Below are 23,555 nucleotides of genomic sequence, written 5' to 3'. Positions count from 1 at the left end.
CTATTTTTCTTTTAGGTAAGGGGATAAAGCCTGAACTAACTCTTCCGTCATATGTCGAGGACCTCGAACAGTTTTAATACCTAAACTCTTTAGTCTATCACTATCAAAGTCAGTGTCATTAAAAGTGTATAAGGGCTTAATCCGCATCAACTCTTTAATACTCTCCTCTTCACGATAACCTTGATTAGGGATATTTGCCTCTAAAACCTGACAGACGTAACGGATGGCCTTGGTAGGTGCCGTAATATAGATAGCCACAAAATCTCCCTTTTGCATACTAGCTTTCTGTGTCCAAAGAATCTCCTCATTTGCGGAAAACTCATCCCCAATATCGTAGTATTTCAAATTTACCGGGATAATCCAATAATGAGGCTCCGAAGCCTTTCTAAGATGTTTGGGAGCCACTAGGGAACGACTTTCACTAAGAAGCTCAAAAACAGTCTGGTCTGGCAAGGTCTCATCTAAAACAAGACTAACCCAGGTCTTCTTGGACATATGGTAGCTAGGAAAAACGCCATCCATTTTCAAGAGCTTATCCATTTGCGTCGGATTAACCTTGAGGTTAACCACATCATATGTTAATTCTGCCTTTTCTCCATCAAGCCCTAGTTTTTCTCCCTTAAGAGGAAAAAACAAGGCATACCATTTACCATCAACTCTAAAAGATAGATAGCTTGGTTCTTTCTCGAAAGGATGGTCTGCTTGGTCTGAAAATTCTTGAGCTAAAAATTTAGCCAGGCGATTAGCTTGTGGAGATGAGAATAATTGATCTTCATAACAAGAATCAGCTACCTGTGACAGAAGTTCTCCATAAGCCTCTCTGACTTGACCAACGTAAGTTCCAGTAGCCTGAGGACTCCTGAAGATATCATAAGGCTCATCAAGATCACTATCGACAACCTGTCCCGTCAACTTACCTTCTAAATCAATAAACAATCGAGCTTCAAGTTCTTCAGCTATCAGTGTTTTTCTGAACTCATAGCCTTGCTCAGTAGCTGTAAAACCAAAAGGTTCTAGGCTATCAGGTTTTAGGACTTTCTTTTTAAAATAAGCATCCTCAAAAGTCATTGGTTCTCCCTTTTTCTAAAAAAGAGAAGTTGAGACAAACTTATGTCCCAACTCCTTTTTTATTTTGTTGACTGACGTAAGGTAATACCGTGATTAAGAATAACATCTTTTTCTTCAAGTTCTTCCTTATTCATGATTTTAGTCAACATACGCATGCTAACTGCCCCTAAATCATAGAGAGGATGATTAATACTAGAAAGGTTTGGACGTGTATAGCTTGTAATTGGTGAGTCATTGCTTGTGATGATTTCGAAGTCTTCTGGAACTGATTTACCTGCAGCAAAGAGGCCATTCAAGAGACCTGCAGCCAATTCATCTTCTCCAACATAGGCAGCAGTGGCACCAGAGTTCAAAACACGTTGTGCTAAATCAAAGCCATCTTTATAGCTATATTTAGCTTCAAAGACAAGACCTTCATTGTAACGCAAATTATTCTTTTCAAGTCCAGCCTTATAACCAGCTAGACGGAGCTTGCCATTAATATCATCAATTAGTGGTCCTGATACAAAGGCAACCTTTTCATTATTCTTGGCAAGCTGCGTTACAGAATCCTCAACGGCAGCTTTATAGTCGATGTTAACACTCGGTAATTGGTGTTCGAGGTCTACTGTTCCTGCTAGAACAATCGGCGTACGGGTACGAGAAAATTCTGCACGAATTTTTTCCGTCAAGTGGTAACCCATGAAGATGATACCGTCTACTTGTTTGGCAAATAGAGAGTTAATCACGGTAACTTCATGATCGTCATTTTCATCACTAGATGCAAGAACAATATTGTACTTGTACATCGTAGCAATATCATCAATCCCCCTTGCTAAAGTAGCAAAATAACTATTAGCAATATTTGGAATAACAACTCCTACAGTAGTGGTTTTCTTACTCGCCAAGCCACGCGCAACCGCATTTGGACGGTAATCCAAACGATCAATGACCTCAAGCACTTTTTTTCGGGTGTTTTCTTTTACATTTTTATTTCCATTTACCACACGAGACACAGTCGCCATCGAAACACCTGCTTCACGCGCAACGTCGTATATAGTAATTGTTTCATCAGTATTCATAAAAACACTTCCTTTCTCATTTTACGCTCACTTATTCATGCTAATTGTATCAGATTCTGAAAACACTTTCAATTATTTTGACTGATTTTTTACAAAAAAATGAAAGGGATTCCTTCTTTATGGTTACGAGGAAGAAAGCCATTTCAGAAAAAGGCCTCTCATTTCGTGTTTCCAAGACTATCCATCGCTTACAAAACTAGCCTAAAAAAGTCTCAATGAAAGTAAATGATTTAATGAAAAGCCAAAAAACAACTTGCATTTTCCCTATAAAAGTGACAGAATGAGTGTAAGAAATACAAAGGAGTTTTTTCTATGTCTAAACTTGATCGCATTCGTCATTTTTTGAATGAAAATAAAGCAGGGCTAGCTATTGTTTCAGATCCTGTAACTGTCAATTATCTTACTGGTTTTGATTGTGACCCACATGAACGCCAAATGTTCCTCTTCGTCTACGAAAATCGTGAACCTGCCCTCTTTGTTCCTGCTCTTGAGGTTGCACGTGCCTCTGCTGTACTCGACTTCCCAGTCTTTGGTTATGTGGATTCTGAAAATCCATGGCAAAAAATCAAAGCTGGTCTAGCAAGTACAGACAGCTCTATTATTTATGCAGAGTTTGACAATCTCAATGTGACTAAGTTCCAAGGATTGCAAACAGTCTTTGAAGGTCGCTTTGAAAACTTGACACCATTCATTCAAAAAATGCGCGTTATCAAGTCAGCTGATGAAATTCAAAAAATGATTGTTGCCGGTGATTATGCTGATAAAGCTGTTAATATCGGTTTCGACAATATCTCTCTTGACGTTACTGAAACAGACATCATTGCTCAAATCGAATTTGGCATCAAACGCTTGGGCTATGAAATGAGCTTTGAAACTATGGTCTTGACTGGTAACAATGCAGCCAACCCACACGGCATTCCTGGAAGCAACAAAATTGAAAAAGATGCTCTTCTTCTCTTCGACTTGGGCTGTATGGTGAATGGCTATGCTTCAGATATGACGCGAACAGTCGCTGTTGGAAAACCCGATGATTTCAAAAAAGAAATCTACCACTTGACTTTAGAAGCTCAACAGGCTGCCCTAGATATGATTAAACCAGGTGTAACTGCCAGCGAAGTCGATGCTGCAGCACGTAATGTTATTGAAAAAGCTGGTTATGGTGAATACTTCAACCACCGCCTCGGACACGGTATCGGAATGGATGTGCATGAATTCCCTTCAATCATGGAAGGAAATGACTTGGTAATCGAAGAAGGAATGTGCTTCTCTGTTGAACCAGGTATTTACATTCCTGAAAAAGTTGGTGTTCGTATCGAGGACTGTGGTTATGTGACAAAAGATGGCTTTGAAGTCTTCACACACACACCAAAAGAATTGCTCTATTTTGATGTCTAATTAATAAACATGGGTCTTCAATTAAATTGAAGATCTTTTTGTTTGTAGCCAAATCGAAAACACCAAAAAAGCTGACTCATCGAGAGTCAGCTTTTACTATTTTTCCTCATGCTCTTGTCTAAGATAGTCAAGTCCTTCTTCAATCCATCCTGGCATTGCTTCTGCCAAGGGTTTAAAGCCATAGTTCAAACGACTATCAGAGAAACGATGACGATGAGGGATTTTATTTTTTTCTTCCTCAAGGGTTCTCAAAGAAAGACTAGCCTTTTGTGTAAATTCATCAAAATCAACAACTTGAACCAAGACCTCCTGGTCTACCTTGAGGGTATTGTAGATGTTGTCGATATAACCTGTCTTAATCTCCGAGATGTGAATCAAGCCTGTGGTACCATTTTCCAATGAAACAAAGGCACCGTAAGGCTTGATGCCTGTGATAACACCCCTAAGCTTGTCTCCAATTTTCATCTTAGTCTGCTACCTCAACTGTTTCAATCACAACATCCTCAAGTGGCTTATCTTGAGCCCCAACCTCAACATTGGCAATCTCATCAAGCACCTTGTAAGAGTCTTCATCCACCAATTGACCAAAGACTGTGTGGCGACGGTCTAGGTGAGGTGTTCCACCATTTTCAGCATAAGCTTCCGCGATTGGTGCTGGCCAACCACCACGTTCGAGTTCCTTTTTAGCATAAGGAATTTCAGGCGTTTGAACGATGAAGAACTGACTACCATTAGTATCTGGTCCAGCATTGGCCATAGAAAGCGCACCACGGAGGTTATAGAGCTCTTCAGAAAATTCATCCTGGAAGCTACCACCAAAGCTTGACTCACCACCCATACCAGTACCAGTTGGGTCACCACCTTGAATCATAAAGTCCTTGATAATACGGTGGAAAATCACACCGTCATAGTAGCCACTCTTGGCCAAATTGACAAAGTTAGTAACTGTTAATGGTGCATGATCAGGGAAAAGCTTGATGACCAAATCACCATGGTTTGTTTTAATTGTTGCGACTGGACCTTCTACTGCATCCAAGTCAAGTTGTGGGAAATGAAGTTCTTTTTCTACCAATCCGAGTTCCTCCAAGGCATTGAAAATGCCATCTTCTTCTACTGTTCCTGTAACGTAATCTGCTTTTTCTTTCAGTTCTGGTGTGGCATTACCCATGGCAACCTTAAGTCCAACATAGTCAAAAATCTCCATATCGTTTGGACCATCCCCAAACATCATAGCATTGACCGGTTTAAGGTTTTCATGCTCCAAGACATGCTCGACACCAGATGCTTTTGAGATACCATTTGCTACGACGTCAGATGAGTGTTCATGCCAAGGTACCATACGAACATGTGTCGCAAGTTCTTCTGGTAACTCAAGCTCACCATCATTTTCCGCAAAAGTCCACATATGGTAAACATCGTTCGACAAGTGGAAGTCTGGCTCCACATCACAAAGACCATAGACTGGTTTCATAGCATCATCAATCAAACCTGAACGCTCTGAGACAACTGGCTTATCCTTACCAGCAAAGCCCCAAGCAATCCCAATCTCTTTACACCAAGCAACAAAAGCTTCTGTAACCTCACGAGCTAGGGGCTGGTTATAAATTTCTTCCCCTTTTCGATTAATCACATAAGTTCCATTGATGGTTACAAAATAATCGGGCTCTAGGTCTCGAATGTCCTCAACGACACCATAGTAGCCACGTCCTGTGGCAATCCCCGTCAAAATTCCTTTTTCTTTAAGCCCTTTGAAAACAGCCTTAATAGATTCAGGAATGTAGCCTGTCTTTTTGACACGAAGGGTGTCGTCAATGTCGAAGAAAACAATCTTTGTCTTCTTGGCCTTGTATTTTGTTTTAGCATCTACTGGCATCGCTAATCTCCTTTACAGTATCACGACCAGAGTTAGGTATAACTACTATCCCAACTAAAGACCGTATGGTACTCCCATTATATCATGTCTTAAAGCCAAAAACAAAAAATCATCTAGGACTATAGCAGTCTTAGATGATAGGCGTTTTAACGGTTAACACTCTTGATAATACGTTTGATATCACGCTCTTGTTCACGACGTTTGATAGACTCACGCTTATCGTAGTCGTGTTTCCCTTTGGCAATACCAAGCAACACCTTGGCAAAACCGTTTTTTAGGTATACCTTCAAAGGAACCAAGGTCATCCCTGTTCCCTTAAGGTCATTTTGAAGTTTGGTGATTTGCTTTTTCTTAAGCAATAATTTTCTCGTACGGTCTGGATCCTGATTCCAAATATTTCCTTGCTCAAAAGGAGCAATATGAACATTGATTAACCAGGCCTCACCATTCTTGATTTGGGCATAGCCATCTTTTAGTTGGATGCGTGCCGCACGAACGGATTTAATCTCCGTCCCTGTCAGCACGATACCCGCTTCAATAGTATCAACGATACTATAGTCATGTCTAGCCTTTTTATTCTGAGCAACAACATTGCCTTCACCCTTTGGCATAGCAGTCCCTCCATTCTCATCCTATTTTCGTTTTTTAGCAACGTCCTTGTAGAAAGGTTTGTTCCCTTTCTTCTTACGACGGCCACTCTCACGTCCCTTGTTATCATTATGAGGACGGTTTTGATTCTTACGCTTGTCGGGTTTCTTAGATGACTTACGTTTTTCGTCATAAGAGCCTTTACGACCATTAGCATCTTGACGGTTACGGTTATCCCCACGTTTACCACGACGTTCGAAGTCTCCATTTTGACGGTCACGACGTGGGCCTCTATTGCGGAAGGCTTTCGCCTTTTCTTCACGTTCCTGACGAGCCTTGTGGTCTACTTTTTCAGTGACATCATACTCGCTTGGAAGGTATTGGAAGTCAATGTCTCCGGTTTCCTTATCCGCACGTGTTAACTTGACACGGATAGGCTGACCAACTCGGAAAGTCTTACCAGTTTTCTCACCCTGAAGTGTCATGGTACGTTCATTGTAATTGTAAAATTCTGGAAGGGTCGTGATGTGAACCAAACCTTCGATAGTGTTTGGCAATTCCACAAACATACCGAATTTAACCACACTTCCGACAATACCATCGAATTCTTGACCAACAAACTCTTCCATGTATTCCGCTTTTTTCATAGCTTCAACGACACGTTCAGCATCAATGGCACGACGTTCAAGAGTTGAAGATGATGTCGCTAACTCAGGAATAACCTCTTCAAAATGTTCACGTGTTTCTTGAGACATATTGTTAGTGTACTCACGAATCATTCGGTGAACCAAGAGGTCTGGGTAACGACGGATTGGACTAGTAAAGTGGGTATAATACTGAGCCGCAAGTCCATAGTGTCCGTGGTTGTGTTCTGAATAGCGGGCTTGTTGCATTGAACGAAGCAGCATCATGTTCATGACCTCTGCTCCAGGTTTTCCCTGAACTTTGGCCATAAACTCTTGCAAATCTAGCTGATCCATCTTATTGGCAGTTCCTTTAATTTGAACACCAAAGATAGAGGCATAATCCATGAAGCGTTGCAATTTCTCAGCTTTTGGCTCTTCGTGGATACGGTAAATAAATGGCAACTTAGCCTTGGCGAAGTGCTCTGCCACACATTCATTGGCAGCCAACATGAAGGATTCAATCATTCGCTCGGCTGTTCCACGTTCACGCACCACGATATCCACTGGCATCCCCTTCTCATTTACCAAGATACGAGCTTCAGATGTATCAAAGTTAAGGGCACCACGACGCTCACGCATGTCTTCTAAAATCTTATGCAGTTCTGCCATAGCTGATACAGAGTCCATGATTGGCTTAAACTGCTCAATCTTTTCTGGATTTCCAGCCAACATCTCATTGACATCACTGTAGGTCATACGGAAGGTTGTATTAATCACAGATTGGCAAATCTTATGATTAACCACCTTACCTTTTGGAGTAATCTCCATAATGGCTGACTGAGTCAAGCGATCAACATTGGGATTTAGTGAACAAATACCATTTGAAAGACGCTCAGGCAACATTGGCACCACACGGTCTGTCACATAAACCGAAGTCCCACGTGCTACGGCCTCACGGTTAAGAGCTGAACCTTCAGTGACATAGTAGGACACATCGGCAATATGAACACCAAGCTCAAAATTACCATTTGGCAAACGTTTAATATGGACCGCATCATCCAAGTCCTTAGCATCAGCTCCATCAATAGTAAAGGTTACCTCTTGACGAAGGTCAACACGACCAAGGAGGTCTTCCTGACTAGGTGCATCTGGTACAGCTTCTGCTTCCGCCATGACATCCTCTGGGAACTCTGAAACAATATCCATTGATTCTAAGACTTCCAAGACATCAATACCAGCATCCCCTTGATGACCAATAATGTCACGAACACTTCCTACGAAATAATCATAGTGACGGTTAGGGTATTTTTCAATTTCAACCTTGATAATTTCAGTACCGTCTAGGGCAACTGGTTCTTTCTTAATATAAATTGGCTGCTGAATTTTTTGATTTTTAGACTTAATGTAACCAGCATAAGGTTCTTTCTCGTCGCTAAGGATAAATTTCCCTACAACAGTCTTAAGCGAGCGTTCTACAATTTCAACAACTCGTGCTTCCGCTGCCGTCCCTCGCAAACGATCCGCTGGCTTCTTGATAACAACAGCAACAGTATCACCATCAATGGCATGGCCAACATCATTACGACCAATGAACATATCATCTTCACTGTCATCGACATGCAAGAAACCAAAACCGTTCTTATTGGCACGGAAAACACCTTCAACAGTCACCTGATTTGGATTTTCTTTCTTAGGACGCAAGGAAACAGAGCCATCTCGATTAAAACGCAACTGTCCCTTACTTTCCATGGCTGATATGGCCTTGATGAGCTGAGGAAACTTTTCTCCCCCAGCATGATTAAGAGCCTGGGCAATGTCGTTTACACTGGATTTCCCATGCTCCTTCAAATAATTTATAATAGATTCTTTCATGATTTCCTTTTCTTTTATTTATTGACTATAACGCAAAAAATGAGCCAACCTCAGTCAGCTCATTACTTACTTGAGAGAATGGAAAGGACGATTGCATCTACAATCCATAGAAAAACCATGATTCCTGTAAAGCGTTGCATAAAGGCTTCAAAACCACGTGGTTTACTACGTTCAAATAGTGCTTCTGACCCACCACCATCAAAGACATTGCTACTTGGATTCTTTTGTGGCTGCATGAATACCGCAATCACAATAATAGCTGACATCACCAAGAGCAGCGTTAATAATAAGTCGTACATAGTTATTCCTCCGAAAAAGTCCTTTTTATTCTACCATAGAACCCTTTAAGATTCAACATGTAAGGTTACTTTTCTATCCTTGGGGCAGAATTTGGGTACCTGAATTTTCTCAGGATGATTTTGTTTATTTTTACTTGTGAGATAGTTGATGCTCCCACATTCACTACACTTTAAATTGATTTTAACTCTCACCTATATTCTTGACTCCTAGCGATTTTCTAAAAATGATTAAGGACCAGACAAAATTTCCAAAGACAATTATTGCGGTCACAAAGAAGACCCAGCGATAACCTAGTCCAGTCGCAACTGCTGAACCAACAAAAGGACCTAAAACTTGTCCAATGTATGAAAAGCTTTGATTAAAGCTAAATATTCTTGAGATTCCTTCTTTGGGTGTCATCTTGGTCAATAAAGAATTGACACTAGGCATCAGAGCACCTACACCAAAGCCATAAGCAAAACGTAAGATACCCAGTTGCAAGGCTGAACCGGCAAAACCACAGAGGAAATACAAGAGAAAACTATAAAATAGCCCCATTAAAAGCAAGCGATGATTCCCAATACGGTCTCCCACTTTTCCCAGAAAAGGGGTACTCAAGAGACTAGAGAAGCCCATAGCAGAAACAATTAAACCTGAGTAAAAAAGGATATTGTCCCTCTGACCTAAATAACGAATATAAAGGGCCAACATAGGCGCAATCGATTGGGCAGAAATCTGGATAATCATACTGGTCACAAAAAGGCCAATCAACATAGATTTGCTGGGAATTTTCGCAAAAACCTGAGAAAGAGTCATCATCTCTCCCTTTTCGATAGGTTGAAAATTCTCTCGCAAACCAAAGACAGTTAAGAGGCAGCAGATAAATAGAATGAGGCCCACCAATAAAAAGGTCCCTCTCATACCAAACGCCTCAGACAAGGTACCACCTAACAAAGGGCCAATCAGAACACCTGCCGTTAGACCCGTAGATAAGGTCCCCAGGGCATAGCCAGAACGGTTCTGAGGAACCTGACTAGCAATTAAAGCTGTGGCATTTGGGACATACCCCGCAAACAAACCATTCAGCGTTCTTAAGAAAAGCAGCCAGAAAACATTTGGGACTAAGGCAAGACCTCCCATTGTAAAAGTCATCACCATGCTGGCTCTAATCATCATGGGCTTTCGGCCATAACGGTCAGCCAAGCGTCCCCAAATAGGAGAAACTAGGGCCGAGGCTAAAGCAGAGATGGCAACAGACAAACCAGTATACCATTCAACCATGTCTCCTTTAACACCTAGTTCCTCAATGTAGAGGGCCATGAAAGGCATAACAATGGAGAAACTAGCTCCAGTAAAGAAGGTTCCTATCCATGCAATTTTAAGGTTACGTTGCCAATCAGTACTTTTAAGCTCTTTTTGGCGCAAATAATCATCTTCTTTCTAAAATTCACTATCCATTATATCACAATGACTAGCTATGAGGAGCTAGGTAAATCATTTATTGCGCTCTTCACTTTCTCCTTCAAATCATCGAGACTAGCATTATTATCAAGAACCAAGCTGGCATAAGGCTTTTTCTCTTCTAAAGACATCTGGCTAGCGATACGCATACTAGCTTCCTTTGAACTTAAGTGATTACGTTTCATCAAGCGTTGGCGCTGGACCTCAGGTAACACTGCCACCAACCAAATCTGGTCAAACCAGTCCTGATACCCATTCTCAATAAGTAAGGGAATATCCATAAAAAAAACATCTTCTTTCTTGGCCAAACAATCCCTTTGAGTTGCTAGTTCCTCTCGAATAATTGTCCCTTGAATCTCAGCAGACCGATGTCTCATCTCCTCATTCGAAAAAATCAGATGCCCTAGTTTAGGACGATTCAATTCTCCATTAGGAAGGAGAATCTCCTCTCCCAACCAATCAAGCAAGGCACTATACAAACGGCCTCCTTTGGCCTGCATATCGTGGACAAGCTGATCAGCATCAATGACCTTGTAACCTGCCTCTTTAATCATTTCAACAACCGTTGATTTTCCTGAAGCAATACCACCTGTTAACCCAATAATCATCGTTTCTGACAATGAGGACACAAATGTGTCCCTCTCCCTCCTAACTTGATTTTCTCAATTGTGCTTGCGCAGCGTGGACAAGGCTGTCCCGTTTTTCCGTAAACCTGCAAATAGTTCTGCATGGTTCCGTCCTCACCAAGGGCATTACGATAGGTCCTTATGGTTGAGCCGCCTTTTTCAATGCCAAGCTGTAAAATGGCAATCGTTTGATCATGGACCCGCTTCATGGCTGCCTTGCTGAGTTCCTTTGCTGGCGTTTCAGGATGAACCTTGGCCGCCCAAAGCACCTCATCAACATAGATATTTCCTAGACCAGCCACCAATTTTTGCTCCAAGAGGAGACTTTTAATGGGCTTTGCAGAATTCATCAAGGCTCTCTCAAATAGAGCGTATTTAAAGGCCTTCTTAGTAGGCTCAGGACCAAGCTTTTTCCTTGTAAAATAAGCCTCCTCTTGACTTTTAGCCAATAAATCAAAGGTCCCAAACTTACGGACATCTTGATAGACGAGGGTGGAGCCATCATCTAACTTAAAAAATAAATGAAAATGCTTGTTGGTAGGAACTTGATCTGTAAACAGCAGGTATTTTCCCTCCATACGCAAGTGGGAAATCATAATCAACTGGCCAAAGTCAAAAATCAAGTACTTACCTCTTCGTCGCAGGGCTTGAATGGTTTGACCAGGTAAATCAGTCAAAAAACTATCGTGGGAGGTCTTAATCATTTTTGGAACCTTGACCTCAAGCGACAAAATAGTCCGACCTACTACTAACCTTTCTAAACCTCGTCTAACAGTTTCTACCTCAGGTAACTCAGGCATCTGCTCCTCCTTCTAGCAAGAAAGCCGAGCAAGTGCCCAGCTTTTTAATATTCTTTTTCATTATAACCAAAATCGGCCAAATCAAGTTTTTTATCACGCCAATTTTTCTTAACCTTAACCCAGGTTTCAAGGAAGACCTTGTCCCCAAGCATGACTTCAATATCTTTACGAGCAAGGGTACCAATTTTCTTGAGCATGGAACCTTGTTTACCAATAACAATCCCTTTTTGGCTGTCACGCTCAACCATGATTGTCGCACGAATATGAATCTTATCCGTGTCTTCATCACGCTTCATCTCATCAATGACAACCGCAACGGAGTGTGGAATTTCTTCACGTGTCAACTGAAGGACTTTTTCACGAATCATCTCTGACACCAAGAAACGCTCAGGGTGATCGGTGATTTGGTCCGCTGGGAAATATTGGAACCCTTCCTCAAGGTTATCACTCAAGACATCCACAAGGTGGGAAACATTGTTCCCTTGGAGGGCAGATATCGGAATAATCTCCTTGAAATCCATTTGTGTACGGAAATCGTCAATCTGCTCTAGGAGCTGATCTGGATGGACCTTGTCAATCTTATTGATTACCAAGATAACTGGAACTTTAGCTTGTTTGAGGCGTTCGATAATCATATTATCACCCTTACCACGGGGCTCATCCGCTGGTACCATAAAGAGGACTGTATCAACCTCACGAAGGGTTGAATAAGCAGATTCCACCATAAAATCCCCAAGAGCCGTCTTAGGCTTGTGAATCCCTGGGGTATCGATAAAGACAATCTGTTCCTTATCGGTTGTGTAAATTCCCATAATTTTATTGCGGGTTGTTTGAGCCTTATCACTCATGATAGCAATCTTTTGCCCCATAACATGGTTCAAAAACGTTGATTTTCCTACATTAGGACGGCCGAGAATAGCCACAAATCCTGATTTAAATGTCATATAACTTCTTTCCTATTTCGTTTTAATTGAAAATTAAGTGCCAAATTTTGGGTATGAAAACAATCATCCCCGTAATGACTGCATAACAAGAAACCACTAAAACAGCACCAGCGGCCATATCCTTGGCGTTTTTGGCTAGCATCGAAAAGTGATAATTACTAGCTAAATCGACAACATTTTCAATGGCAGAATTAACAATCTCTAGGGCTATTACGAGAAAAACTGCCATCAAAAGAAAGAGCCATTCTGTCGCAGACACACGAAAGATTAAGCCAGCCAATACCACCAAGATAGCTGAAACCAAGTGCTTGCGCATATTGCGTTCTTCTTTAAAAGCCGTTATTATTCCTGTCAGAGCAAACTCAAAACTAGCTGTAAATTCTCTATTTTTCCACTTTTTTTGTGGATTATTGTCGCGTAAGTCCATAAGCAGTCAAAATTTCTTCCTGTAATCCAAACATTTCCGCTTCTTCTTCTGGGGTGTAATGGTCATAGCCATTGATATGGAGAAAACCGTGAACAGCCAAGAAACCCATCTCACGTTCAAAACTATGTCCATAATCCTCAGCTTGTTCATGAGCCTTATCAACGGAAATAAAGAGTTCACCGATATAACTATCAAACTCTCCCATCATTTCAGCTAATTCAGGATTTTCAGCCAACTCTTCCTCATCAAAGCTAATATCTAATTCAGGCTTATACTCCAAACTAATGACATCCGTTGGACGGTCTGTATCACGATATTCCAAGTTTAGTTCGTGGCTGCGTTCGTTGGTTACAAATGTAACAGCCATTTCCTTGTCTTCCTTGCCAAGTTTTTCTGCTGCAAAATCTAGCAACTCCAAAGTTTGTTCTTTTAATTTCTCAGAGACTTGTCCAGTCTCGTCAATCATTTCAATATACATAAGATTCTTTAGGAACGGCTATGCTCACTTCAAGCACAGAACCGCTCGCTTCCTTTCACTAACTCATTAGCTTTTTATAGAAATACTCAAATACATAGAATCCTAACTTTGAGTATTTTTAGTTTAATATTAATCACCTCATTATACCATAAGGACACAGAAAAAGCAGACTTAAGCCTAATTGTCTGCTTTTTGTATGGCCTCTCCGTGAATCAATTTACTTATCCAAACTATCCTTAAGACGTTGAATATGAATGGTTAAATAGACCTGTTCGTCCAAACTCAATTCAAAAGTATAACCTGTCTTAATATAGTTAGCAATCTTTTGGGTACAGATAAAGGATTCTGGATAATTTACCCTAACCTGCTCGTAAAGAAAAGCATCATTTTTACCACCACTAACCCCACTCACAATCCGTTGCGCTAGATAGCGAAGATGTGTAATAAATCGGTTATAAGAGAAACTATCCTCCTCCAAATCACAACCAAAATGAAGACGGACAATGTCACTAATTCCAACCACAATTTGAGTCATCTGTCGGTCTTTTTCATGGAGACCCGCATCCTTTTGTGCATTGACAAAATGTAAAGCGACAGAGGCAGCCTCATCATCTGCCAATTTAACTTCTAAATCCTTGGCAATCAAACGAAGAGCTTGTTTTCCAATCTCATACTCCCGAGGGTAAAATTTTCGAACCTCCCAAGCCAAGGGATTCTGCAGAGAAATACCTTCTCCACTTCTTTCAATGGCGTAATGTAGGTGGTCAGCTAGGGCAATGAAAAAAGAGGGATCAAACTTGGTTTGTAAGACCGCTTCAGCAAAAGTAAGGATATTCAAAAAGACCTGCATTTCACCTTCAGGCAAATTGACATAAACACGAGACCATTCATCTACTGCCTCTGTATTTTCCAAAACAAAAGTCTTTTCAATCTTTTCCTTATCAACAAAGTCTCCGACCTTCTTTTGAAAGCCCAGTCCCTTGCCCATGACAATGTATTCCACATTATTATCCAAAGCCTGAACAACATTGTTGTTTAAAATCTTTTCAATCTGCATCATGATCCCTCGTCATTAAAGCGTTTACTTTATTTTACCAAATTTTTAATGAGAAACCTACATACTGTAAACAAAAAGCGCTGGACTTACCAACACTTTTCCTAAAGTTCTGTTCGATTTTCGATAGCTCTTAGCAAGGTCACTTCATCAGCATACTCGATGTCAGAACCAACAGACAAACCACGCGCTAAACGAGTCACCTTGATTCCCGCAGGTTTGAGGACACGTGAAATATACATAGATGTTGCCTCACCATCTGCTGTTGCATTAGTAGCAATGATAACTTCGTCAACCTCGCTATCCATAAGACGAGTAATCAAACTTTTCAAGTTAATATCATCTGGTCCAACACCATTCATAGGGGAAATAAGTCCTTGAAGCACATGGTAGAGACCACGGTATTCCTGAATCTTTTCCATAGCCGAAACATCTTTGGAGTCTTCAACAACCAAAATCTTAGTACGGTCTCTCGTTTCATCTGTACAAATGTTACAGGGATCATCATCTGTCAAACGACCACAGACCGAACAATAAGTCAATTCACGTTTGGCTGCCAAGAGGTTTTTTGCGAAATCATTGACATCTTCATCAGACATGCTAATGGTATAAAAAGCTAGGCGTGTCGCTGTTTTAGCCCCAATTCCAGGGAGTTTTGAAAAACTATCAATCAGCTTCGCAATTGGAGTAGGATAAAGCATGAAGGTCTCCTGTTCTTTATATGATTTTATTCATCTCTTATCTTTTGTCACTGTCATGGATATGTCTTTACCCAAGAACAAATACTCAAACACTATATCACAGAAAAATCCCTCGTGCAAGGCACAAGAGATTTTCATATTTAGTGAGTATTTTGATAAAGTTCCATGATAGCTTTGACTGCAACTTGGGGGCTTTTACTCTTCCAATCAAGAACATGTGGGTACATGATTCCAACAGCCAACTTAGTACCATCTTTGGCGGTCGCATAGGCTACGGCATTAAGATTATATGTTTTTACTGTGTTACCTGAACTGTCTGTCGTATAGGTTTCGGCTGTCCCTGTTTTACCACTAATTGGAATGATAGAACTTGCCATAGCTTTACCAGTCGCAAGGCTAGAACCGGAATTAACGACATCATTAAAGCCTTGTTGGATAATCCCCATCTGCTCAGAATCAAGAGGTAAGGTATTTAATACACGTGTATCTACCGTTGAAGCTAGAGTTCCTAAGCTACCATTAGTACCAGCATCATAGATACCTCCCACAATATGAGGTGCTACACGTTTACCACCATTTGCAATTGAAGCAACATATTGAGCCAATTGAATAGTTGTATAAGAGTCGTACTGACCAAAAGCTTCTGTCAAGACGTTGGCTACATTGTAATTCTTAGAAATATACCCTTCTGATTCTCCAGGCAAATCAAGCCCTGTAGATACCCCCATACCAAAATCAGCGTAGGTATCACGAAGTGTCGTCATGGCCTTATCCATATTGTCAGTCGACAAGGCCATGCCTGGAACATATTGTTGGCCAAGTAGTTTGATTGCAATCTGCACCATATAGGTATTTGATGAATATTCTAGAGCCTGTGTCGCGGTAATAGGACGGCTACCTTGATCTGTAAACCAAGACGTAATCGAGGCTGAACCAGCAATGTTGATTGGTTGGTCAGTCAAGACCTGATTTCCATAGATGGCACCTGAACGCCAACCAGCAGTTAGGGTTGCTCCCTTAACAACAGATCCTGGAATAAAGACATCAGTGATTGTTCCTAAGGCATTTGCTTTAAAATCTTGTGCTCCTTGTTCATGTTTTTGCCCCGCCATGGCAAGTACAGCACCAGTGTCAGCATTCATAACAACTGCATACATTCCTTCAGAATAGGTAGCTTTGTTCTCTGAAATCTCTGAAGAAAGCTGTTGACCTAGGATATCTTCAACTCCTTTTTGGAAATCAAGGTCGATGGTCAACTGCAGATTGTTACCCTTACTTCCCTTTTGAGTGATTTTATCACTATCAACTTCGCCTTCCTTGTCCACTGTAATCTCACGAACAGTATGTTTCCCTTGTAGCTTCTCCTCGTATTCTTTTTCTAGATAAGAGGTTCCTACACGGTCATTAAGGGCATACCCTTTTTTGAGGTATTCCTTGGCATCTTCTTGTGGCAAACCTGCTTCTGAACTTGAGACTTTCCCGATGAGAGGAGACAAGGCTGAATCAACCGTATGACGCTCCCAATCCTTAGCAACCGTAATACCATTAAGTTCCTTCTGTTTAGCTGCTACAATCGCAATTTGTTCAGGCGTCAAGTCTCCTGTTTTCAAGGTGACTGTTGAGAAATTAGAAACAGCATTCATCTGTGAGTAAATGTAGACAATCTTAAGCTCATCCTCAGTGTAATCCACTGCTTCATCAGGAACGGCATCAACAGCATTGTTGTAAATAGTAGCTTCAGCTAATTTATTACCAAACTTATCTGTTTTCTTGTCCTTTGGAAGATCATTAACCACACGTTTGTAGGTGGCAGAATCTGCTAGATAGAAATCGCGTTTCTGGCGTGCTGTTACCTTCGTCTCCGTTAGTGTTACCATGGTCGCTAACTTTTCAGCGACCTTCTTCATAGTATCTGATGACACCAAATTGCTACGTGTAAAGGTGATAACGTCCTTACTCTGGTTGGTCGTAAGAGCGACCCCCTTAGCATCAAAGATTTGCCCACGTTCGCTTGCAATTCTAACCGTATATTTGGAGTTATCCTCTAATTTCTTAGTATAAAACGATTTGTTATAAACCTGCATATAGGTCAAACGTGCAAAAAGCAACAAAAAAAGGACAAAGACTACACCAAAAAGCAAGTAAACACGACGGGAGATGTTTACTGGCTTTCTAGGTTTATTCGCTCGTTTTTCTTTCCGTTTTTGGCGCCGTTTTTCCCATTTTTGACTGAGTTTTTTCGAAAATGATGTCACTTTTTTTCCTCTATGTTCTCATAAAAATTCTCTTTTATTTTATCACAAATAAGCTTTAGCAAACTTAAAAAAATGTCGAAATCTAAAAAAACTTGCCTCAATATAAGACATGTTTTTTTAGATTATAATGACAACTTTTTCATCCAACTAGGAATAGCTTTACTGATATGAGTCGGTAAAACCACATAGGCATTTTTAGCCAGATCATCTGCGATAGCTGAGTGAAGCCAGACAGCAACTGTAACTACTTTATAGGAGTCAATTGAAGCGAATTGGGCCAGAAAACCAGTAATCATACCAGCCAGGGTATCTCCCATGCCTCCTGTGGCTTGATAGGGTCCACCAACTTCTAAATGAGCTACTTTTTCACCTTGATAGACAGCGGTCTTGTGACTCTTGGCAACTAGGATTGTCCCAGCTTGGAACTCTCTCAGGGCTTTCTGAGTGTTAGAAACTGCCTGCTCTGGAATCCTTAAACCAGACAAGCGTTCCCATTCTTTTTGATGCGGGGTGAGAGTAAGATGACAATCTGGTAAGTCCTTCTTAGTCTTCTTAGCCAAAAGATTGAGAGCTGAACCATCAACAACCAAGTTCTGATCTGTCCTAATATTTGCTAGCACCAAGTCCATAGCCTGGCTAGCTGCACCATCCTCACCAAGACCAGAACCGATTAATACCACATCAGCTGCCCTAAGATTATCAAGAAATCTTTCAGTCTCCCTAAGGTCAAAAGCCATGGCTTCAGGGAGATGGGAATGAAGGGCTGTGATATTGTCACGATCCGTAGCTACTGTGACCAGGCCTGCCCCACTATTGACACAAGCTACGGCAGCCATAATGATGGCACCACCATAAGGGTAAAGCCCACCAACTAAAAGCACTCGACCGTAAGAACCCTTATGGGACTCTCTCAAGCGAGGTTTTATCACTTGCCTAGCTAAATCGTCATCAACTTTCATAAACTATCCTTTCGCACTACGAAGAGCAGCTTGATAGGTCTGTTCCATAAGCATGGTAATGGTCATAGGGCCTACACCACCTGGAACAGGCGTGATCATGCCAACCTTATCTTTCACTTGATCAAAATCAACGTCACCACAAAGTTTGCCTTCTTCATCACGGTTGATTCCCACATCAATGACAACGGCACCCTCTTTGACATAGTCTTCTGTTACAAATTTTGCACGTCCAATAGCTACAATCAAGACATCTGCCTTGCTACAAACCTTAGCCAAATGCGGTGTTCGTGAGTGGGTCAAGGTAACTGTAGCATTTTTTTCCAAAAGAAGCTGAGCCATAGGTTTACCAACAATGTTACTACGTCCAATAATAACTGCTGTCTTACCTTCTAATTCAACATTGTACTCACGAAGGATTTCCATAATCCCAGCTGGTGTACAAGGCACCATTTGACGGCGACCATTCCAAAGATTACCAGTATTCATAGGATGGAAACCATCGACATCTTTTTTAGGATCAATAGCCAAAAGAATACGCATTTCATTAATATGATTTGGTAATGGCAATTGAACCAAAATACCATGGAAAAGTGGGTCCTGATTATATTGTTCAATAACCTCAATCAATTCTTCCTCGCTGATACTCTCAGAAAGGTTGACTGTCTGGCTATGGAAGCCAGCCTTTTTAGCAGCACGTTCCTTGTTGCGCACATAAACCTGACTAGCTGGGTTGTCACCAACCATGATTACCACGAGTCCAGGCACAATCCATTCATTTTCTTTAAGACGTGCTACCTTTTCTTGCAATTGATCCTGCATTTTAGCAGCTAGGGCCTTACCATCCATTATTATCGCCATGGGTGTTCTCCAATACATACTTTTTTTTTCAATTATACCATAGTGAGAGCTCTTTGTGACTAAATTTTCTAAATTTTCAAAAAGACATTTCAAATGAAAAACTTAAAAAAGAAGCTGGAGTCACCTTCCAACTTTTTTCTGATTAAGCTTCGTGACTAGTCCACAAAACCATTTTGCTGACTCCAACCCTTAATAACCTTCAAGGTCTTCTGCTGGAATTTGCCACTTTCATACATATGATCTGCACCCGTTAAGGAGACAAGAACGGAATCACGGTAGTTCTTAGCCGTTCTTCTGGCAATATTAGGATGAGTCATCTTATCCTTAGTCCCAGAAATGACGAGAACAGGACATGAAATCCGACTAAAGTCTACGTAAGCTGCTTTTGTCTTATCAAACCAATGGAGGGCCATTTGAGTATAAACTTTTCCTGATTCAGGAACCAAATCAGCAAAAACTTCCTCTTTCAAAGATTCCTCTTGTTCATTCATGCAATACTTGAAAAACTCCTTTTTATACGGAGGCATGGCTTTTTTCCAAAATCCCCAACGTAAAAAGTGTTTGCCAAAACAAGCTAACATGGTTGGATAAAAGGCAAAAATATCTGCTGTTGGTGCTGGTCCCATGAGAATCATACCAGCTACTTCTGTTTTTTCGGCAACCATCTGAGCCACTAAACACCCTAAAGAGTGTCCCAAGATAAGTGGTGGTTGGTCAAGACTTTCAATCAAGGCCACTAAATCATCTCGATAGTCCTGCAGGGTAACAGTCCCAACCTTAGCTAGACACTCTTGATAAGGTAGGTCATGGTAACGAAAGCTAGGTGTATGAACCTTATATCCCATTTGACGTAGACCTGTCGCAAATTCTCCCCAAACATTGCCATCACACCAGGTCCCATGAATTAGGACAATCTCTTTGTTCAAAACCATTCCTTATACATCTCCCTTTTTTGTTAAAAATTTAGATTATTTATCTATCTTATAGTATCACACTTCCAACCTAGATACCTTTATACATTTCTTACAATCGTAAGAAAATGGTCTCTTAAATGAATAAGAGACCATTTTTCTATATATTATTTTATTAGCGATTAGCCTTATGCATTTCTTCCTTAACCGGACAAGAACACTCGCAATCGCCACAAGAGCCTTTGCCTTTGATATAGTGACGGATGCCAAGACCAGCCAAAGCAAAAATAATGAAAGCAATGATAAAGGTAGACATAACAATTCCTCCTAAACCTAAATATGAGCTTCTTGAAGATTATCCAAGCTAATGATTTGATCCTTAATCTGACGTGGTTTACGAACAACAAAGTAAATCATCGTTACTAAAAGTAAGAAAGCAACAAAAGTCCAAATTGTCATTGACTTACCGTACAGGATGACTTGACCAAACTGGTAAAGGATTAAACTCACACAATAAGCTAGACCTGTTTGGAAACCGATAGCCCCAACCGTCCATTTCAGATTGGCCATTTCACGCTTAATAGCTCCAATAGCCGCAAAACATGGTGCACAAAGCAAGTTAAAAATCAAGAAGGAAAAGGCAGCTAAGGAAGAATAATCTCCTCGTAGAGCCTCAGCCAGACCCACCTCACTGCTATTATGATAGAGAATACCAAAGGTGGCAACAACGGTCTCCTTGGCAGCTAAACCTGTAAGAGCCGCAACTGTTGCCTTCCAATTTCCAAATCCGAGTGGGTCAAAAATCCAAGACAAGCCCTTACCTAAAGTCGCCAAAATGCTAACTTCCGTATCTACAGTATGTAGGGTAAAGTTGTAGTTAGACATAAACCAGATAAGAACGGTCAAACTGAAAATGATGGTTCCCGCACGTTTGACAAAACTCATAGCCTTACCAAAAGCATAACGCAAGACTGACATGGCTTTAGGCCAGTGATAGGCAGGCAATTCCATAATAAACGGACTGGTTAAACCACCTAAAAAACTCGTCTTTTTGAGGGCAATACCCGATAGGATAATAGCAGCCATCCCAATAAAATAGGTACTTGGTGCTACTAAAGAATTACTAGGGAAGAAAGCTCCAGCAATCAAGGCAATAATTTCCAACTTGGCCGAACAAGGCATGAAGGTTGCCGTCATAATGGTAATGCGACGGTCCCTTTCATTTTCAATGGTTCGACTAGACATAACCGCTGGCACCCCACAACCTGTAGAAATCAACATAGGAATGAAGGATTTCCCAGAAAGTCCAAAACGACGGAAAATACGGTCCATAACAAAGGCAATACGACTCATATATCCAATGTCCTCAAGCACGCCCAAACAGATAAAGAGCACAAAAATTTGAGGAAGGAATCCTAGTACTGTCCCAATCCCAGCGACAATCCCATCAACAATCAAAGACTTAAGCCAGTCCTGAACTTGAAGATAGTCAAGACCAGAAGTTACCAAATCTGGAACATACTTACCAAAAAGCACATCGTTAGCCCAGTCTGTCCACATGGTTCCAACAGTTTGGATAGATAAGAAATAAACCAAATACATAACTGCTGCGAAAATTGGCAAGGCCAAAATACGGTTGGTGACAATCCTATCAATTTTGTCCGACAAAGTCAGAGCAAAATCTTCTGTATGACTTTGAGCCATCTGACAAACTCGTTCGATAAAGGCATAACGCTCATTAATGACAATTGACTCCGCATCTTCGGTGAAAACTTCCTCAGTGATACGAATGATATCTTTGATTTCTTTTCGTTGGAATGGGGACAAGTCTAGCTCAGTCTCAACTAAAGCATCGTGTTCAAAGAGTTTAATGGCATAAAAACGCGCAGACCTTTGCGGTACCGAATTTCCCAAAACTTCCAAAATTTGTGAAATAGCAGCTTCTAATTTATCGTCATAAATTGGAAAGGCAATATCATCAACTGTAGAGGTTGTCGTATGAGCTGCCTTCTTCACAACCTGATCAACACCAGTTTGCTTGAGAGCACTAGTAGCTACTACTGGGACGCCTAGATGATAAGATAATTTATCAACATTAATCTGTTTTCCCTGAGCCTCTAAAACATCACTCATGTTAAGCGCTAAAGTGACTGGAATACCTGTCTCAATCAACTGCGTTGTCAGATAAAGGTTACGCTCCAAATTTGTCGCATCGACTACATTTAAAATGCTGTCGGCCCTTTGGCTCAACAAATAGTCGCGCGCCACCTTTTCTTCAGGACTATAGGGTGACATTGAGTAAATCCCTGGTAAATCCTGGATTTCTAAATCCTTATTCTTTTTGACCAGACCACTTTTTCGTTCGACAGTAACACCCGGCCAGTTACCAACACGCTGATTGTTCCCTGTTATCAGGTTGAATAAACTGGTTTTACCACTATTAGGATTACCTATTAATGCAATTTCTGTCATTTTTCCTCTCCCTCATCCAGCATGACCACACTAATCATTTGCGCTTCCGACTTGCGTAGGGTTAATTCATACCCTCTCAAGCTAATTTCAAGAGGATCTCCCAAAGGGGCTACCTTACGCAACAACACTCGAGTACGCTTTGTAATTCCCATATCCATAAGACGTCGTTTGGTTTCATTGGCTGAAAAAATATCAGTTACGATAGCCGAACGTCCAACTGGTAATTCTGAAAGAGGTATCTTTTCCTGATCTTCCTCCGCAGGTGCCAAATCAATCTTATCCAGAATCGACGCATCAAAGGCTAAGCGACTCCCTTTAACGATAATAATAGCACTGTTCTTGGTCTTAGTTACCACCTCAATCGTTTCACCGGCAGCCAACCCTAGGTTAGATAAGTGTAAAAGACTATCCTTAGGGAGGTTAATGCCAAGAATCCGGTAAGGCGTTTTTAAGGCCGCATCATATATGAGCATATTTCTTGACCTACTTTATTATTTTTGATATGGCATCATTATAGCATATTTATCCATCTTTTCCGCAATATTATCCTAAACAAGAATGATTCTAGAAAAGCAGAACACAAAAGTCAAAACCACCCGTGAGAACGGGTGGCTTGCTCTTCGGCTGAAAGCCTCTGCTTCCGGCCGAGGCCTAAAGGCCTACCGAATGGTTTCCCTTCAGCACCACCTTTGCTAGCTGACCCGTCTAGCGGGTCTCTTTAAGATTACTTTCTTTTATTCTTCTCACCTGTAAACGGATCATACTCCTCAAAAAGACTGAGCTGATCTGCTATCACGTCTTCTTGTAATTGATTACGAATATATTCTTCAATTCGCTTCTGATTTCG

General features: G+C 41.0%; 24 protein-coding genes and 1 pseudogene. 1 reads left to right on the top strand and 24 read right to left on the bottom strand.

The window, feature by feature from the left end:
* Nucleotides 1–1,068 carry an MmcQ/YjbR family DNA-binding protein gene (locus ADH51_RS05710; RefSeq protein ID WP_002886051.1) on the bottom strand — a complete coding sequence of 356 codons (1,068 nt, stop codon included), beginning with the start codon at nucleotides 1,066–1,068 and terminating at the stop codon, nucleotides 1–3.
* Between the two features lie 59 nt (nucleotides 1,069–1,127).
* Nucleotides 1,128–2,129, bottom strand: a complete 1,002-nt coding sequence (ccpA, locus tag ADH51_RS05705) for a catabolite control protein A (RefSeq protein ID WP_014634136.1) — start codon at nucleotides 2,127–2,129, stop codon at nucleotides 1,128–1,130.
* A gap of 312 nt (nucleotides 2,130–2,441) precedes the next feature.
* On the opposite strand from ccpA, the gene ADH51_RS05700 reads away from it, so the two are divergent.
* Nucleotides 2,442–3,524: a M24 family metallopeptidase gene (locus tag ADH51_RS05700; RefSeq protein ID WP_014634135.1), complete on the top strand. Its 1,083-nt coding sequence runs from the start codon at nucleotides 2,442–2,444 to the stop codon at nucleotides 3,522–3,524.
* A 96-nt stretch (nucleotides 3,525–3,620) separates the two neighbouring features.
* Here the strand turns inward: ADH51_RS05700 and ADH51_RS05695 are convergent, their stop codons facing one another.
* The 22 genes and pseudogenes from ADH51_RS05695 to ADH51_RS09855 form a co-directional block, all read right to left on the bottom strand.
* The gene (locus ADH51_RS05695; RefSeq protein WP_002886108.1) at nucleotides 3,621–3,989 is read right to left on the bottom strand and encodes a S1 RNA-binding domain-containing protein; all 369 of its coding nucleotides are present in this window, start codon (nucleotides 3,987–3,989) and stop codon (nucleotides 3,621–3,623) included.
* A gap of 1 nt (nucleotide 3,990) precedes the next feature.
* Nucleotides 3,991–5,397: a Cof-type HAD-IIB family hydrolase gene (locus ADH51_RS05690; RefSeq protein WP_048675114.1), complete on the bottom strand. Its 1,407-nt coding sequence runs from the start codon at nucleotides 5,395–5,397 to the stop codon at nucleotides 3,991–3,993.
* Nucleotides 5,398–5,543: 146 nt separating this feature from the next.
* Nucleotides 5,544–6,008, bottom strand: a complete 465-nt coding sequence (smpB, locus tag ADH51_RS05685; RefSeq protein ID WP_002885905.1) for an SsrA-binding protein SmpB — start codon at nucleotides 6,006–6,008, stop codon at nucleotides 5,544–5,546.
* Between the two features lie 21 nt (nucleotides 6,009–6,029).
* Complete coding sequence (rnr, locus tag ADH51_RS05680; RefSeq protein ID WP_048675111.1) at nucleotides 6,030–8,483, bottom strand: ribonuclease R; 2,454 nt, start codon at nucleotides 8,481–8,483, stop codon at nucleotides 6,030–6,032.
* A 62-nt stretch (nucleotides 8,484–8,545) separates the two neighbouring features.
* On the bottom strand, nucleotides 8,546–8,782 hold the full coding sequence (gene secG / locus ADH51_RS05675; protein WP_002886135.1) for a preprotein translocase subunit SecG: 237 nt from the start codon (nucleotides 8,780–8,782) through the stop codon (nucleotides 8,546–8,548).
* A 45-nt stretch (nucleotides 8,783–8,827) separates the two neighbouring features.
* The gene (rpmG, locus tag ADH51_RS09865) at nucleotides 8,828–8,974 is read right to left on the bottom strand and encodes a 50S ribosomal protein L33 (protein WP_002890443.1); all 147 of its coding nucleotides are present in this window, start codon (nucleotides 8,972–8,974) and stop codon (nucleotides 8,828–8,830) included.
* Nucleotides 8,964–10,187, bottom strand: a complete 1,224-nt coding sequence (locus tag ADH51_RS05670) for a multidrug efflux MFS transporter (RefSeq protein ID WP_048675108.1) — start codon at nucleotides 10,185–10,187, stop codon at nucleotides 8,964–8,966. Before ADH51_RS05670 ends, rpmG begins: the two co-directional genes overlap by 11 nt.
* 50 nt (nucleotides 10,188–10,237) lie before the next feature.
* Nucleotides 10,238–10,831 (bottom strand): dephospho-CoA kinase, encoded by a 594-nt coding sequence (gene coaE, locus ADH51_RS05665; protein ID WP_037599241.1) that lies wholly within the window; start codon nucleotides 10,829–10,831, stop codon nucleotides 10,238–10,240.
* Nucleotides 10,828–11,649, bottom strand: a complete 822-nt coding sequence (mutM, locus tag ADH51_RS05660; protein ID WP_048675106.1) for a DNA-formamidopyrimidine glycosylase — start codon at nucleotides 11,647–11,649, stop codon at nucleotides 10,828–10,830. Before mutM ends, coaE begins: the two co-directional genes overlap by 4 nt.
* 44 nt (nucleotides 11,650–11,693) lie before the next feature.
* Nucleotides 11,694–12,593, bottom strand: a complete 900-nt coding sequence (era, locus tag ADH51_RS05655) for a GTPase Era (protein WP_013990908.1) — start codon at nucleotides 12,591–12,593, stop codon at nucleotides 11,694–11,696.
* A gap of 22 nt (nucleotides 12,594–12,615) precedes the next feature.
* Nucleotides 12,616–13,020 (bottom strand): diacylglycerol kinase family protein, encoded by a 405-nt coding sequence (locus tag ADH51_RS05650; protein ID WP_002890438.1) that lies wholly within the window; start codon nucleotides 13,018–13,020, stop codon nucleotides 12,616–12,618.
* On the bottom strand, nucleotides 13,001–13,498 hold the full coding sequence (gene ybeY, locus ADH51_RS05645) for an rRNA maturation RNase YbeY (protein ID WP_037599238.1): 498 nt from the start codon (nucleotides 13,496–13,498) through the stop codon (nucleotides 13,001–13,003). Before ybeY ends, ADH51_RS05650 begins: the two co-directional genes overlap by 20 nt.
* A gap of 217 nt (nucleotides 13,499–13,715) precedes the next feature.
* The gene (gene licT / locus ADH51_RS05640) at nucleotides 13,716–14,555 is read right to left on the bottom strand and encodes a BglG family transcription antiterminator LicT (RefSeq protein ID WP_048675103.1); all 840 of its coding nucleotides are present in this window, start codon (nucleotides 14,553–14,555) and stop codon (nucleotides 13,716–13,718) included.
* A gap of 101 nt (nucleotides 14,556–14,656) precedes the next feature.
* Nucleotides 14,657–15,253: a recombination mediator RecR gene (gene recR, locus ADH51_RS05635; protein WP_048675100.1), complete on the bottom strand. Its 597-nt coding sequence runs from the start codon at nucleotides 15,251–15,253 to the stop codon at nucleotides 14,657–14,659.
* Between the two features lie 140 nt (nucleotides 15,254–15,393).
* On the bottom strand, nucleotides 15,394–17,508 hold the full coding sequence (gene pbp2b, locus ADH51_RS05630) for a penicillin-binding protein PBP2B (RefSeq protein ID WP_048675097.1): 2,115 nt from the start codon (nucleotides 17,506–17,508) through the stop codon (nucleotides 15,394–15,396).
* Between the two features lie 122 nt (nucleotides 17,509–17,630).
* The gene (locus ADH51_RS05625; protein WP_048675094.1) at nucleotides 17,631–18,467 is read right to left on the bottom strand and encodes an NAD(P)H-hydrate dehydratase; all 837 of its coding nucleotides are present in this window, start codon (nucleotides 18,465–18,467) and stop codon (nucleotides 17,631–17,633) included.
* Between the two features lie 3 nt (nucleotides 18,468–18,470).
* Nucleotides 18,471–19,325 carry a bifunctional methylenetetrahydrofolate dehydrogenase/methenyltetrahydrofolate cyclohydrolase gene (locus ADH51_RS05620; RefSeq protein WP_037599235.1) on the bottom strand — a complete coding sequence of 285 codons (855 nt, stop codon included), beginning with the start codon at nucleotides 19,323–19,325 and terminating at the stop codon, nucleotides 18,471–18,473.
* A gap of 155 nt (nucleotides 19,326–19,480) precedes the next feature.
* Nucleotides 19,481–20,257 carry an alpha/beta fold hydrolase gene (locus ADH51_RS05615; protein ID WP_002886229.1) on the bottom strand — a complete coding sequence of 259 codons (777 nt, stop codon included), beginning with the start codon at nucleotides 20,255–20,257 and terminating at the stop codon, nucleotides 19,481–19,483.
* 154 nt (nucleotides 20,258–20,411) lie between these two features.
* The gene (locus tag ADH51_RS09860; protein ID WP_002890392.1) at nucleotides 20,412–20,552 is read right to left on the bottom strand and encodes a FeoB-associated Cys-rich membrane protein; all 141 of its coding nucleotides are present in this window, start codon (nucleotides 20,550–20,552) and stop codon (nucleotides 20,412–20,414) included.
* Nucleotides 20,553–20,569: 17 nt separating this feature from the next.
* Complete coding sequence (feoB, locus tag ADH51_RS05605) at nucleotides 20,570–22,708, bottom strand: ferrous iron transport protein B (RefSeq protein WP_048675091.1); 2,139 nt, start codon at nucleotides 22,706–22,708, stop codon at nucleotides 20,570–20,572.
* A complete protein-coding gene (locus tag ADH51_RS05600; protein WP_037599232.1) occupies nucleotides 22,705–23,181 on the bottom strand; it encodes a ferrous iron transport protein A in 477 nt (158 codons plus the stop codon). Before ADH51_RS05600 ends, feoB begins: the two co-directional genes overlap by 4 nt.
* Before the next feature lie 251 nt (nucleotides 23,182–23,432).
* Nucleotides 23,433–23,555 (bottom strand): annotated as a pseudogene (locus tag ADH51_RS09855) (IS200/IS605 family transposase); the annotation flags it as partial.

This window comes from Streptococcus sp. 449_SSPC (assembly GCF_001073005.1).
GTDB classification, from domain to species: Bacteria; Bacillota; Bacilli; order Lactobacillales; family Streptococcaceae; genus Streptococcus; species Streptococcus salivarius_F.
This window is presented reverse-complemented; position numbering and strand designations above follow the sequence as displayed.

What these genes read in the sequence shown, in the direction of transcription:
- ADH51_RS05690 (WP_048675114.1), bottom strand. Translation starts at nt 5,397, where the DNA reads ATGCCAGTAGATGCTAAAACAAAATACAAGGCCAAGAAGACAAAGATT.
- smpB (WP_002885905.1), bottom strand. Translation starts at nt 6,008, where the DNA reads ATGCCAAAGGGTGAAGGCAATGTTGTTGCTCAGAATAAAAAGGCTAGA.
- ADH51_RS05695 (WP_002886108.1), bottom strand. Translation starts at nt 3,989, where the DNA reads ATGAAAATTGGAGACAAGCTTAGGGGTGTTATCACAGGCATCAAGCCT.
- ADH51_RS05615 (WP_002886229.1), bottom strand. Translation starts at nt 20,257, where the DNA reads ATGGTTTTGAACAAAGAGATTGTCCTAATTCATGGGACCTGGTGTGAT.
- era (WP_013990908.1), bottom strand. Translation starts at nt 12,593, where the DNA reads ATGACATTTAAATCAGGATTTGTGGCTATTCTCGGCCGTCCTAATGTA.
- ADH51_RS09860 (WP_002890392.1), bottom strand. Translation starts at nt 20,552, where the DNA reads ATGTCTACCTTTATCATTGCTTTCATTATTTTTGCTTTGGCTGGTCTT.
- ADH51_RS05625 (WP_048675094.1), bottom strand. Translation starts at nt 18,467, where the DNA reads ATGAAAGTTGATGACGATTTAGCTAGGCAAGTGATAAAACCTCGCTTG.
- feoB (WP_048675091.1), bottom strand. Translation starts at nt 22,708, where the DNA reads ATGACAGAAATTGCATTAATAGGTAATCCTAATAGTGGTAAAACCAGT.
- ADH51_RS05620 (WP_037599235.1), bottom strand. Translation starts at nt 19,325, where the DNA reads ATGGCGATAATAATGGATGGTAAGGCCCTAGCTGCTAAAATGCAGGAT.
- ccpA (WP_014634136.1), bottom strand. Translation starts at nt 2,129, where the DNA reads ATGAATACTGATGAAACAATTACTATATACGACGTTGCGCGTGAAGCA.
- licT (WP_048675103.1), bottom strand. Translation starts at nt 14,555, where the DNA reads ATGCAGATTGAAAAGATTTTAAACAACAATGTTGTTCAGGCTTTGGAT.
- ADH51_RS05700 (WP_014634135.1), top strand. Translation starts at nt 2,442, where the DNA reads ATGTCTAAACTTGATCGCATTCGTCATTTTTTGAATGAAAATAAAGCA.
- ADH51_RS05650 (WP_002890438.1), bottom strand. Translation starts at nt 13,020, where the DNA reads ATGGACTTACGCGACAATAATCCACAAAAAAAGTGGAAAAATAGAGAA.
- ADH51_RS05600 (WP_037599232.1), bottom strand. Translation starts at nt 23,181, where the DNA reads ATGCTCATATATGATGCGGCCTTAAAAACGCCTTACCGGATTCTTGGC.
- secG (WP_002886135.1), bottom strand. Translation starts at nt 8,782, where the DNA reads ATGTACGACTTATTATTAACGCTGCTCTTGGTGATGTCAGCTATTATT.
- coaE (WP_037599241.1), bottom strand. Translation starts at nt 10,831, where the DNA reads ATGATTATTGGGTTAACAGGTGGTATTGCTTCAGGAAAATCAACGGTT.
- ybeY (WP_037599238.1), bottom strand. Translation starts at nt 13,498, where the DNA reads ATGTATATTGAAATGATTGACGAGACTGGACAAGTCTCTGAGAAATTA.
- ADH51_RS05710 (WP_002886051.1), bottom strand. Translation starts at nt 1,068, where the DNA reads ATGACTTTTGAGGATGCTTATTTTAAAAAGAAAGTCCTAAAACCTGAT.
- mutM (WP_048675106.1), bottom strand. Translation starts at nt 11,649, where the DNA reads ATGCCTGAGTTACCTGAGGTAGAAACTGTTAGACGAGGTTTAGAAAGG.
- recR (WP_048675100.1), bottom strand. Translation starts at nt 15,253, where the DNA reads ATGCTTTATCCTACTCCAATTGCGAAGCTGATTGATAGTTTTTCAAAA.
- rnr (WP_048675111.1), bottom strand. Translation starts at nt 8,483, where the DNA reads ATGAAAGAATCTATTATAAATTATTTGAAGGAGCATGGGAAATCCAGT.